We start from the raw sequence: 12,577 nt of genomic DNA, 5'->3' as shown, positions 1-12,577 counted from the left end.
TAACTTATCTGCAAACCGGCGTAAGACCACGACGGCTAGCAAGAATGGCAACGTCTTTTGAGTTGGCGCTACGGCTGAGCCGCTTTAGAACACTCTGTTGTGTCTCGGGGGTCCAGAAGATCCGCAGACGTTCACGTGCTCGAGTTACGGCTGTATAGAAGATACTGTGGGTAATGTCGTCTTCGTTCGCATCGGTAATGACGATCTTGACGGAGTCGTATTCGAGTCCCTGCGCCTTGTGGATCGACACGGCGTAAGCAACTTGGAATGGTACAGCGGTATTCAGCGAGTCGTCGTCGTCGTCGCTAGTCTCGGACTCGTAGACGGAAAAGCGTACTGTCGAACCCTCTACCCATTCGAGTTCATCACTATCTATGTCGAACTCGCTGAGCGGTCGATCAAGCTCTACATCGAACTGGATCCTGCCACGAACTTGGTCGATGCCGACGATCCGGCCCTTGAGGTTGTTGTAGATGACCGGTCGGAACCTCTCGGTCTCATGGAAGAGCACGGGGTCACCGATCTTGTAGGTGGATACGCGCCACGTGGTCGCCGCGCCGGGATTGCTAGTCTGCAAAAATCGGTTGATATTGTTGATGCCATAGAGACCATCATAGTTCAGGCACAGGATGATCTCGTCTCGCCCTTGGGGCTCAAACAGTGTTTTGTCGAGCACGGTCGAGTACCCGTTGCGCGCCATGACCTCGGTGAGGTCGTCTTCGATAGCTCGCACTTTGTGCCAGAAGCTTAAGAGCGAGTCGTTCTTTGTTCTGTAGGGTGTTGTCAGCTCGAACACGGATGTGCTCGGGATAAATGAGCGGATGATCTCAAACCAGTTGCCAAACTGGATTGACTCGATCTGGTAAACGTCGCCAACAAGCACCAGCAGCTTAAAGGATGTTTTCTCCAACACTGCGATAAGGTCTGCGTTGCTGACGGTGCTGCATTCGTCGATAACTAGAAGGTCGTACTCCTTAGCGGAGGCTCTTTTGCCAATCTGGCTGCTGATTGTCCGGAATTCAGCGTTCTGCGCGGTTACCTTACGTTTGAGGTTGTCGATCGCTGGATTTGTATGCGCAAGGAAGAGTTTATCCTTGTCATTGAAGTAGTGCGCGATGTGGTCGACCATCGTTGATTTGCCTGTGCCAGCCGCCCCGTAGACTAAGGCGACGCGCGACTGGCTGAATAACTGCTTGAGTGCATTCTTCTTTGCCGGATCGTCAATGCTACGGGGAGTTTCATTGAGCCAGCGCTCGACGGCTTGAGTGTAGCCATCGATCTTGGTCGATGCGAACCCCTGAAGCCTCTCGACGATAGAGACCGTTTCATTCTCATACCCACGGACAAAGACGTGCCCTTTGTCGAGGAGGAGCTGACGCTCCGTATGCTTGTAGTAGAGCTTTTTGTTGTACGCGGAGACCAAATCATTGATGTCTCCGAACTCTTCGAGGTCAGCTATGGGGGTGTAGAGGTTGCCGTGACGTTCCACGTTGTTCTTCACTCGCCGAACAAGAAGTTCGTGAGTCCTGCCGGTCGTATCAAGGTTTTCGACAAGGTCCCAGTACCGAGGATTGTGGCCGGTCAGAGAGGTACAGAACGGCATCGTGTCAAAAGGGATGCAGCCATATGGAAGCTTCATTCCAGAAAGACGCTCACAGCCGTCTCGGTGGTACTGGGACTTGAGTATCTGGTTCTGCATCCGCAGCATAAGATATCGAATGACGTTGTTCCCCGGAGCGCCTGACCTTACTATGCGACGCGCTTCATCCAGTGCCGGGAAAATCAGCGGCTGCGCGCTGCCAGCAGTAGCCTCTGCTCTTGCCGCCGCGTATTTGTCATCGGGGATATCAAGAAGATCAAGCAGGCTGCCCGAGCTAGTCGTCAGCCAGTACATCAGATAGCGATACTCTGTGGAGGCAGTCCGCACTTTAGTGGCAAAACCCAAAATACGTGCAAAATTATCGAACTCGCATGGACGGATCGAAACCTCCCACTCGCTGATGATCGTGATTGGCATCATCTGGCCGAGCACTTCGATCGAGTCTCTCCGGAACGTCAGCATGGCCGCGTACTTATCAGTCATGTCGATGTCAGTGAAGGCGATGATGCGGTCAAATTTGCTCACCTTGTTTACGGCGCGATATAGGGTGGCCTCGTAGTAAATCCGACCGGAGACGAAAAACGGGCGAATTTTATGGATGTAGTACCGATCTCGAGGACTGTTGTCAGGCGCGGAAGAGCGGGCCACATCAATTCTTACGGCAATCTTCTCGTGATACTCACGCAGAGATGGATCGAGGTCGACCGGGAAGTCATTAAGGTTTGCCAACACAGTCATTCCACAGCTGGTTTGAAGCAAGCTGCGGAGGCGACAGAGGTACTCGTAGTACTTGAGCATCAGGCGCTCGGAAGCGTCCCCGTCCAAGGTGTAGTGGGAAGCACTAATCTGAATCAGTTTGTGGAACCTACCGAGGAAGTTGAGCTTTCCCTTGCTCTTGACGAAGGCAAGTCCTGGCTCTACTCCGGCGTAATTGAATTCGGTATCGGGCGCGCCCGTATGGAGACGAACTACTACGCCTTCAACTAGGTTTCGGAGCTGAGCGAGTATGTTCTGCGAGAGCAATGCCCGCTGGTCAGCGAGCGACTCGATATTCCGACAGATCGCCTCTTCAGCGCTCTGGATCTGCTTGCTGACAGTCGCCATTTATTTCTCTGTTCCTTTGGCTCAAAAAACATACAAAAAGGGCATGCCTCTGGTCAACACTACCTAGGACATCCGATTTCTGTACATCTGCCTGATCTTCCGCTCCTAGCCGGCAACAGCCATTCTAGCCCGTTGGCATCAATGGCCGCAAAGGCCGAGAACCAGTCGCCAGCCCTCCTTGGGCATCCTCCTTGTGCGGGGAGATTTGTGTTTGGGAGACGCGGGGAGTTGTGTCGTTGATCAATCGCTAGCAGAGGCCGCTCATGCTTGGTGCTGCTTTATAGAAAATTATGGGGAACCCATAATTATTGGTTTCCCATAATTTCCCATAAAACGATCGGCTGCAGTTGTGTCCTGCTTCTTGCGTGTGAACCGCAGCATGGTACGGATGACCTCCTCCCGCAAAAACGTAGCGGCGAAAAGTAGAGATTTCTGGCAAATTTAAGCCCATCCGGGCAGGAGGTCTGTCATGAAGAAATCGAAGTTCAGCGAAGAGCAGATCGCTTTCGCGCCGCGAGCGGCATCGCCGCCAGGGCTGGAGCGCTAATTCGGAGAGAACGTCCGGCCATCCATTTTAACGTTTGCGCCCAGCCGCCGCGCCAGCCCCCTGGCGCCTTCCCGCATGACCACGTCGTGGTTCCAGCGAAACAGCCGGCAAGCCAGTGGTGCTAGCCAATTCATCCACCAAGTAGTGGTATGGATATGCCAGTTGTACCTTACGATGGTACAGCCTTCGTGGTTGGAAAAACTCCATACTCCCTTTCCCTCCACCGCGCCGCTGGCCTGCCCCTCCAAGATACGCAAGGGTTCGATGCGAATCACCCGCATATCGAAAGTCAGCTGGTATGGCAAGGCTCCTTTCCAGGTATAGCGGTGCAGAGCTCCTACTCCGCGCACACCGCCCCTTTCGATTTCGACAACCCGTATTGCGCTTTTCCACCAGGTCGGCCAAACATCGGCATGAAATATCGCATCCCAGACCGCAGGTAGCGGCGCGTGGATCCGCCATGTGGTGGAAAATCGATACTCTGCCATCTGCCATCTGCCATCTGCCATCTGCCATCTGCCATCTGCCATCTGCCATCTGCCATCTGGCTTCCTGGCGCTCAGGGGTCGAAGAAATGATTGGGAAAAGACGCGTTGACTTCCATATCGTCCATTTGCACGGTTTCCAGAGGCTCGTCTCCCACGGCATAGCTGATCACTCGCAGCGGGAAGCCAAGACCGGCATCCAGCCAAATCTGATAGCGGTGAATCCCAGCCACGGAGCTTCCGGCAGCGCCCTTTATGGCCAAGTGTAAGGCTGGCCGGCGACCCAGGGTTTCCTCCCCCAGTGTCATGATCTCTCCTCCGCGCTGCAGGGTCCGGATATTGCGCAGCAAGCTCCCGACATCTGATTGATCCACCCGGTGGCCGCTTCCATCCCGCAGCAATGGATTGGCGGGTGAAAGCGTCAGCGCGGGAAGCGAGCCGACTCCAAACGGCCAGACGCGTACTTTGTGGGTGTTCGGGTTGTAGATCAGGGTGGCACCGCGATGCGGTTCGAGAAAGTCCATTCTGATGTAGCCGGGCTTGCGGTAGCTGTAACGGATTTCACTACGCGCGCCGTGAGCGGACCAAGAATGTACCGTAGTCCGGTAGGACGCGGCCTGATTGAAGCGCTGCTCGGCAAAGGCGATGGGGTCCATCGTGCCGGTTGCAAGCAAGACTGCTGTCGTCAGGGCAGCAAGCATGGCTATGGCACCGCCTTGGACAGCCCCCCGGCGATGGCGTTGTCGGAATGAAGGCAATAGCACCTGCCGGCTATCGGCTGCGGAACGGCGGTTCTAGACATGGCATTTTCCCTTTTGCAGACGGGCTTAAAAAGCAGGTCTTGTTTACGTGCCCGCATATTGCGCGGTCAGTTATGGGGAGGTGGCTGGTGAGATCATGCGGCGACGCCAAGCATCGCGCCGACCCCAGCGGTCATGCCCATTGCCAGCGCTCCCCAGAAGGTGACGCGGATGGCGCCGGTGGCGACCGGCGCGCCTCCCGTCCAAGCCGCCAGTGCGCCCAGCAACGCCAGAAACACCAAGGATGCGGCCGAAACAATAGGAATCAGGCTGGTACCGCTGGACAAAATCGCCACCGCGATGGGAAAAATTGCCCCGACGGTAAAACTGGCGGCCGAGGCCAGCGCGGCCTGTAGCGGTCGTGGGCGCTGCGTAGCCGAAATGCCGAGCTCGTCGCGCGCATGTGCGCCGAGCGCGTCATGTGCCATCAATTGTTCCGCGACCTGCCTGGCCAGCGCCGGATCCAGCCCACGACGTACATAGATGGCCGCCAGCTCCTTATGCTCTGCCGCATTGTTGGTCTGCAACTCCATTTTCTCCAGCTCGAGCGCGGCCTGCTCGGTGTCTTCCTGCGAGTGGACCGATACATATTCCCCGGTAGCCATCGACATCGCCCCGGCTACCAGACCGGCGGCACCGGCAACCAGGATATTGTTGTGGCTCCCATGTGCGGCGGCCACACCCACGATCAGGCTGGCGGTGGAGACAATACCGTCGTTTGCGCCAAGCACCGCGGCGCGCAGCCAGCCTATCCTGTCTGACAGATGCCGTTCCCTATGGTGGCCTGCCTGCATGCTCAAGCTCCTATACATCCCGCCTGTCGACTGCAACGCGTTACGCGAAATCTGCTGCTCCAGCTTATTTTTTAGGCGAGTGCTGGCTCACTCGTCCTTGTGTTTGATGCCCGAGCGTTCCAATGCGCCGTTTCGGCTAGGTTTGTGTGCTGGCGAACAGACGCAATTCTCCCGGCTGGATATCTGATGGCAGAGCCGAATGTGGCGTGAGCGGCAGTCAGCCTGGGTTTGCCGCCGGATCCAATCGTTCATGATCTGGAGCGCTAAACCATAGCCCCAATCCATGTTGATGTGGCCATCATCGGAGCCGGCACTGCCGGGATGGCGGCCTATCGGGCGGCCCGGGCGCATACCGATTCCGTGCTGCTGATCGAGGGGGGCGCATATTGCACGACTTGTGCCAGGCTTGGCTGCATGCCAAGCAAATTTCTGATCGCCGCGGCGGAGGCGGCCTACCATGCGCGGCAGGCTGTAGCATTTGGAGTCCGCGTGGATGGCGTGGCGGCCGAACATCTAGGTCATCTGCTGGCCTGGGCGGCACAACAACGGATGACAGTGGATGAAATACTGCAGATGCCTTTCTATCATCCGGTGATTGCAGAGGGGCTGCGTACCGCGCTATTGGACCTCAAGCGCAAGCTGCATGGCGGACCGGATTTTGGCCGACACGCTGGAGCGCTATGTATTGCTCTATAACCAGCATCTGCTGCAACTGGCGCTCCAACATCGGACGCCGATTCAGGCCATGAAGGACTGGCAAAAACAGCGGCCCGATTTATTCAAAAAGCGCGTGAGCAATCGTACGGGACTGGACACATAAGCCGGATACTGAACAGACTGTCAATATGAAGATAAATAACCTTTACCTACCTGCAGGTGCTAACACCTGATCGTCTGTTTTGGCCGAGAAATGGTCGTTGCGTTGCAGTCGATCCAAAGTCTTTGAATAGACCGCAGCATAAGGGTCAGATTTGTCTACTAGAGCTGAGGCCATCCACGCTTCATTTTAGTTTCCCCTTCTCCCGCGATAGCCAAACAGCAAGAAAGAGATGATCACTACGGCAACGATCAGTCCGATAGGGCCAATTCCCCAGCCCATGCCCAGACCCCAATATAAGCCGCCGCCGCCGCCAAACAGCAGCAAGAACAAAATTGCGATAATGAGCAAGTCCATGTTTTCTCTCCTAATTTAAGAAGCAAAACTTTGACCGTCAACATTGGCGCACACCGATTGCCACTACACTAGTGCTGACGGCCACGATTAGCCGCTAGCGCGGCATAACGGTCAGGTTGTTGTGAACCGCGATGACCGATTTGACCTGCGATGCCAGTTCCGTGGCATGATCGGATTGATTCTGGCTGTTGACGGTGCCATTCAGGTCGACAACGCCATGGTCAGTGCGGACATTGATGCTAAATCCTTTGACCCACTTGTCTTCGGCGAATGCAGCTTTGACCTTGGTGGTGATGACAGAATCATCTAGGTACTGTCCAGGTGTGTCTGTCGTTGAGTCTTCAGCGTATGCACCTACTGGACCGAGCATGGCACCCAACAAAAGCAGGGTACCGGTGAGTTTGATGTTCATGATTTCTCCATTTGCTTTGTTTCAACCAAACGGGCGTCGAACGAATTCATACGACGGTTCCGCGTGGTGATTAAGGCGTGTTCTGCTTCTTCGCGAGATATGCTTTCGCGTCGCCTACAGATGCTTGAACAGTGCCAACGTTTTTCTGAAAGTTGCCTTTCACTTCCAGTTCTCCTTGTTACCCACGGCCTTGCCGACGGCCTCCTTCACTTTGCCCTTCATCTCTTCCGTACATTTTTTGACCTGATCTTTGTCGATGCCCATCATGCGTTCCTGAAAAAATTCAGCAGACTCGATGTCGACACATGATGACAGCCACACATTCGCACCGTAGTGCATCGGTTGCGTCAGGTCTGTTCGTTGTCAGACACATTTGGAAGTTTCGGGATTTTCAGGATTGATACTGTTAAGACAGGCGCTATTCCGGAACGTCAGAATGATCCTGTGTTATGTGGCTGAAACTAAGCCTCGTATCGGTTCAGCATTGGTTAGCGGGTAACGCGAATACGCCACACTTTGCTAGCCACATTAATGGCTGCGTTCCGATGTGAAAGCAGTCATTTCTCATTATGGGCTTGAGCGACTGCGCGCCGGCGCCGGCTTCTGTCAGCAACTGCTGACGCTGCGCTATGGATTGCGGCGTGTCCTGTCCGGGTATTACGGGCCGCGGATCGACACCTGGATCACCACGCACGAAGAGCTGCGCCACTGTCTCGCCGGCAAGGCGGTGTTCGACGTTCTGGTCGAAGGCATGCAGTGTTACATGGGATATCGCGCCCCCGATTGATTAGCCGCGACGAAGGCGGGCGGCTTCTTGGCGCAGCACGCCTTGCGCGGCCGCTGCGGGTGTCGGCGTTCTGGATAGCGGGGCGATTTCGTAAATGGCCGCGTTGCAAATGAGGCGGCTTAAACCATCCGCGCAGGGCTGGCAGTGGTTTTGCCGCAGTATCCCTTAATATGGTATGGCTCCGATTGCCGCAGGCCTGGTTGCGGTATGCTTGGCAAGCAGGAGTTTGCCCACCAATTTGCTCCCCATTGTTTTCCGCCAGGCTAGCGCGTCCAGCCTGTGTCGCGATTGGATAGGGCTGCCGCCGTGATCCCTGCGGAAAAAGTAGGAATCCCATTTCGGAGAAGCCTCATGACCTTGAATTCGTTTGCTCTTGCCGGTTTCGCCTGTGCCACGCTGCTGAGCGCCGCGATGGCATCCGCGCAGAACGGCGCCGTTGCCCCGTCCGCGCCGATCAAGAATGTCGTGCTGGTTCACGGGCTGTTTGCAGATGGCTCTAGCTGGCAGAAAGTGATTCCGCTGCTGCAGGCGAAGGGCCTGCATGTCACGGCGGTGCAGAATCCGACGACGTCGCTCGACGCGGATGTGGACGCGGTCAGGCGCACGCTTGCACAACAGGATGGCCCGACGCTGCTGGTCGCGCATTCTTACGGCGGGATGGTGATCAGCCAGGCCGGCGATGATCCTACGGTAGCCGGCCTTGTGTATATTGCCGCGCGCGCGCCGGACGCCGGCGAGGACTATCCGGCGCTGACCAGGAAATTCCCTGCCGCGCCTGCGTCGGCGGGGCTGCAGTGGTCGGCCGATGGCTACGGCAAGCTATCCGAGCAGGCATTCGTCCAAGACTTCGCCGGCGATCTACCGGTTGTCGAGGCCGAAACCTACTATGCGGTTCAGCAGCCGGTAGGCAAGGCGATCACGATGGCGAAGACGACCGTCGCCGCCTGGCGCGACAAGCCAAGCTGGTATGCGGTGTCGAGCGAAGACCGGACGATCAATCCCGATTTGCAGCGCTTCATGGCGAATCGGATGCACGCGCGCACGATCGTGCTTAAGTCCAGCCACGTGTCGCTGCTATCGCATTCGGCCGAAGTGGCGGGTCTGATCCTGCAAGCGAGCGGCGAGTAGAGGCAAGGCGGGGCTGCCTTGCATTGCGCATGGAACGTCGGAGCTGACGAATTTGAAGGCCCTGCCATGAGCAGACCGTTGCTTAAGTCCTTCGTGAACTGGCTTGCCAATCATCGGCAGGCGCAAAGCCTGCAGGACAGGTAGTGAGAGCAAAAAGCCCGCCTTGCCTGGCGAGGCTTTTTTCATTTTTTATCACCTGAGGTTGTTGGTGCAAAAAAACGGATTTATGCGCAGGGTGATGAAAAAAACCGCTCAAGCCTCGGCTGCGGTCGCCGCGTGGGGGAGGGCTGGAACCATGTCTGTTGATCGGTCAAAGCGGAATTTTGTTCTCGAAAAGGGATATGACTGCTTTTCGAGCAGAAGCGGCCATGGAATATCTAGTAAACAGGGGGCGGCTCAGTGGATGGTCGCCATGTGAGTCACCGCACAGACGCTAATGAGTCTTTTTCTGCAGATTAAGCTCCGCTCAATACAAATCCCCTCCGGTTCATGAAGCCTTTATCAGGAGCGCAATCATGGAAAACCCAGATTCATCCATCTACGTTTTCAACACCCATATTGAGGCTGAAGAGGCGATTCGGTTGCTGAGTCGGTCTGGTTTCGATCTGCAGAAATTGTCCTTGGTCGGCAAGGGCTATCACAGCGACGAGCATCCGGTCGGTTTCTATACCGATGGCGACAAGGTAAAGTCCTGGGGAGGGGTTGGCGCCTTCTGGGGTGGGATTTGGGGCTTATTGTTCACGCCCGCCGTTTTCTTTTTGCCCGGCGTAGGCCTTATCGCGCTGGCCGGGCCTCTGGTGTCTACGTTGATCAGTGTGCTTGAGGGCGCAGTGGTCGTGGGCGGCCTTTCCGCCCTCGCCGCGTCGTTGACCCGGATAGGCATCCCGCAAGATCGGGTCATCAAGTATGAAACCCTGCTGAAATCAGATCGATACCTTCTCGTCGTGCATGGCAGCATCGATGACGAAATGAAAGCTCGTGCGGTGTTGGAAGGCGCCAAAAAGGTGAAGTCCGTTTAAAGACAACATCATGAAATCCAATGCCGGGCAGTCCAAGACGCTTGCATCCAGGCCCGGGCAGCCATCGCCGCTTAGTCCGCAAGATGCCTGGGAAACCCTCCCCCTGGCGGAGGTGGAGCAGGCATTGGGATCGTCGGCGGATGGGCTCAGCCAGGCCGAGGCGCAGAAACGGCTGGCCCAATACGGGCCGAACGAGATCCGGGAAAAGCAGGTCAATCCTTTCCTGAAATTCCTCAGTTATTTCTGGGGACCCATCCCGTGGATGATTGAAGCGGCGGTGATCCTGTCGGCTCTCGCCAGGCATTGGCCGGACTTCGGCATCATCCTGGCGCTGCTGCTGGCCAACGCTGCGATCGGCTTCTGGGAGGAACGCGAAGCCGGCAACGCCATCGCCGCCCTGAAAGCCAAGCTGGCGATCAAGGCCCGGGTGAAACGGGGGGGGAAATGGATTGCCCCGGCCGCGCGCGAGCTTGTTCCGGGCGACATCATCCGCCTGCACCTGGGCGACATCGTGCCAGCGGACGCCCACCTGCTCGCAGGCGATCCGGTCGAGGTGGATCAATCGGCGCTGACCGGCGAGTCCTTGCCCGCGGCACGCAAGTCCGGCGATGCGGTCTTTTCCGGATCCATCATCCGCCAGGGCGAAATCAACGCCCTGGTCTATGCCACCGGCGTCCACACCTATTTCGGCAAGACGGCGCAGCTGGTGCAGGAGGCGCACACCGTCAGCCATTTCCAGCGCGCGGTGTTGAAGATAGGCAATTACCTGATCATGCTTGCGGTATTGCTGGTGACGGTGATCATCGGCGTCGCCATTTATCGCGGCGATGCAGTGCTCACCACCCTGCAGTTCGCCCTGGTGCTCACCGTGGCCGCGATTCCGGTGGCGATGCCCACGGTATTGTCCGTGACGATGGCCGTCGGCGCGCGCCTGCTCGCCAAAAAACAGGCGATCGTAAGCCGCCTGGTCGCCATCGAGGAGCTGGCCGGCGTGGATGTGCTGTGCGCGGACAAGACGGGAACCCTGACCCAGAACAAGCTGACGCTGGGCGAGCCCTTCGTCGTGGGCAAGATCTCGGCTGAGCAAGTGATATTCAACGCCGCGCTGGCGTCGAGCCTGGAAAACAACGACGCCATCGATCTCGCCATCTTTGGCGCGCTCAAAGACAATCAGGCCTTGAACGGCTATCAATTGACGCACTTCCAGCCGTTCGACCCCGTGCACAAGCGCACCGAGGCCACCGTCCAAGGACCGGACGGCAAGATTTTCAAGGTGACGAAGGGCGCGCCGCAAGTGATTGCGGCCTTGTCCGCCAACATCCGCAGAACCCAGGCCGCGCTGGACAAGGCGGTTAACGAATTCGCGGCGCGCGGCTTTCGCTCGCTGGCGGTGGCCCGAGCCGAGGGGGATGGCCCATGGAAGCTGCTGGGCGTGCTGCCGATGTTCGACCCGCCGCGCGAAGACGCCAAGGCGACCATTGCCAGCGCGCGCGATGGGCGTGAAGATCGAGATGCTGACCGGCGATGCTTTGGCCATCGCCAAGGAAACCGCCAAGAAACTGGATATGGGCGTCGCCATCCTCGATGCCGGCAACCTGGACGACGCCAAGCGCCGGGAGACGGCCGCGATATCCGACCTCATCGAACAAGCCGACGGATTCGCCCAGGTGTTCCCCGAGCACAAGTTCCACATCATCGATGTCCTGCAAAAGCGCGGCCACATCGTCGGCATGACCGGCGACGGAGTGAACGACGCACCGGCGCTGAAGCAAGCCGATTGCGGCATCGCCGTCGCCGGCGCGACCGACGCGGCGCGCGCGGCGGCGGCCATCGTGCTGCTGGCCCCGGGCCTGTCGGTGATCATCGACGCGATCAAGGAGAGCCGGAAGATTTTCCAGCGAATGAACAGCTATGCGATCTATCGCATCGCCGAGACGCTGCGGGTGCTGTTCTTCATGACGCTGTCCATCCTGATCTTCAATTTCTACCCCTTGACCGCGGTGATGATCGTGATGCTCGCGCTGCTCAACGACGGCGCCATTCTGTCCATCGCTTACGACAACGTCCGCTACAAGAACCAGCCCGAAGCCTGGAACATGCGCATGGTGCTCGGAATAGCGACCGTACTGGGGCTGATCGGCGTCGTATCGGCATTCGGCCTGTTTTATCTGGGCGAGCGCGTGTTCCATCTTGACCGCGCGCACATCCAGACGCTGATGTATTTGAAGCTGTCCGTGGCCGGGCATCTGACCATTTTCCTGACCCGCGCGCGCGGACCGTTCTGGTCGATACGGCCTGCCGCAGCGCTATGGGCGGCGGTGCTCGGCACGCAGGCCATAGCGACGCTGATAGCGGTCTACGGGCTGTTCATGACGCCGCTGGGCTGGGCTTGGGCCGGATTTGTCTGGGCCTATGCGCTGGCTTGGTTCCTGGTGAACGACCTAGTGAAACGGCTCGCCTACCGGATTCTGGACCCCGTCAAAACCGCGGCCGGGATGGCAAGCGCGGCCAAGCCGCCCGAGGCGAAACCCGACGGCGAGATCAAGCCGATATTGGGCGCCGGCAACGGCTCTCAAGCCGATGCCGAGCTCAAGGCCGTGGCAGAACCGGCGCCGCAGACCATAGAACGGGTCCACCGGCTTTATGAGGAACTGGGGCGCGAAGATGTCCGCGCCGTTCAGGAGTGGGAGCAAAGCAAGCGGAATCGCTCGCGAGACGGGAGATGAA

11 protein-coding genes and 2 pseudogenes are annotated in these 12,577 nt (G+C 57.6%); 7 read left to right on the top strand and 6 right to left on the bottom strand.

Annotated elements, in window-relative coordinates; all coding sequences use genetic code 11:
• Nucleotides 1-4: 4 nt before the first annotated feature.
• From BI344_RS02230 to BI344_RS02215, 4 genes are all read right to left on the bottom strand, one after another.
• Complete coding sequence (locus BI344_RS02230; RefSeq protein ID WP_071111326.1) at nt 5-2,704, bottom strand: ATP-dependent DNA helicase; 2,700 nt, start codon at nt 2,702-2,704, stop codon at nt 5-7.
• 543 nt (nt 2,705-3,247) lie between these two features.
• Entirely contained in the window at nt 3,248-3,781 is a 534-nt protein-coding gene (locus BI344_RS02225) for an SRPBCC family protein (protein ID WP_241499235.1), read from the bottom strand.
• 29 nt (nt 3,782-3,810) lie between these two features.
• Entirely contained in the window at nt 3,811-4,437 is a 627-nt protein-coding gene (locus BI344_RS02220) for a LolA-like protein (protein WP_071111325.1), read from the bottom strand.
• A 194-nt stretch (nt 4,438-4,631) separates the two neighbouring features.
• Nucleotides 4,632-5,330, bottom strand: coding sequence for a VIT1/CCC1 transporter family protein (locus BI344_RS02215; RefSeq protein ID WP_071112031.1), 699 nt, complete (start codon nt 5,328-5,330; stop codon nt 4,632-4,634).
• 291 nt (nt 5,331-5,621) lie between these two features.
• On the opposite strand from BI344_RS02215, the gene BI344_RS24705 reads away from it, so the two are divergent.
• Nucleotides 5,622-6,026, top strand: a complete 405-nt coding sequence (locus BI344_RS24705) for an FAD-dependent oxidoreductase (protein WP_420912597.1) — start codon at nt 5,622-5,624, stop codon at nt 6,024-6,026.
• A pseudogene (locus BI344_RS25095) lies at nt 5,989-6,150 on the top strand (IS481 family transposase); the annotation flags it as partial. The gene BI344_RS24705 and the pseudogene BI344_RS25095, both read left to right, overlap by 38 nt.
• Nucleotides 6,151-6,336: 186 nt before the next feature.
• On the opposite strand, the gene BI344_RS23385 reads toward BI344_RS25095, so the two are convergent.
• Nucleotides 6,337-6,504: a DUF3309 domain-containing protein gene (locus BI344_RS23385; RefSeq protein WP_095210770.1), complete on the bottom strand. Its 168-nt coding sequence runs from the start codon at nt 6,502-6,504 to the stop codon at nt 6,337-6,339.
• A 94-nt stretch (nt 6,505-6,598) separates the two neighbouring features.
• On the bottom strand, nt 6,599-6,916 hold the full coding sequence (locus BI344_RS02210) for a BON domain-containing protein (protein WP_071111324.1): 318 nt from the start codon (nt 6,914-6,916) through the stop codon (nt 6,599-6,601).
• A gap of 547 nt (nt 6,917-7,463) precedes the next feature.
• Between BI344_RS02210 and BI344_RS02200 the strand changes: the two genes are divergently transcribed.
• From BI344_RS02200 to BI344_RS25085, 5 genes and pseudogenes are all read left to right on the top strand, one after another.
• Entirely contained in the window at nt 7,464-7,703 is a 240-nt protein-coding gene (locus BI344_RS02200; protein ID WP_071111322.1) for a hypothetical protein, read from the top strand.
• 351 nt (nt 7,704-8,054) lie between these two features.
• Entirely contained in the window at nt 8,055-8,831 is a 777-nt protein-coding gene (locus tag BI344_RS02195; RefSeq protein WP_071111321.1) for an alpha/beta hydrolase, read from the top strand.
• Nucleotides 8,832-9,346: 515 nt separating this feature from the next.
• Nucleotides 9,347-9,850, top strand: coding sequence for a DUF1269 domain-containing protein (locus tag BI344_RS02185; protein WP_071111319.1), 504 nt, complete (start codon nt 9,347-9,349; stop codon nt 9,848-9,850).
• Nucleotides 9,851-9,860: 10 nt separating this feature from the next.
• A pseudogene (locus tag BI344_RS26045) lies at nt 9,861-11,282 on the top strand (HAD-IC family P-type ATPase); the annotation flags it as partial.
• Nucleotides 11,283-11,343: 61 nt separating this feature from the next.
• Nucleotides 11,344-12,576, top strand: coding sequence for an HAD-IC family P-type ATPase (locus BI344_RS25085; RefSeq protein WP_241499233.1), 1,233 nt, complete (start codon nt 11,344-11,346; stop codon nt 12,574-12,576).
• The last annotated feature ends 1 nt before the right edge of the window (nt 12,577 follow it).

The sequence above is a fragment of the Chromobacterium sphagni genome (assembly GCF_001855555.1).
GTDB classification, from domain to species: domain Bacteria; phylum Pseudomonadota; class Gammaproteobacteria; order Burkholderiales; family Chromobacteriaceae; genus Chromobacterium; species Chromobacterium sphagni.
This window is presented reverse-complemented; position numbering and strand designations above follow the sequence as displayed.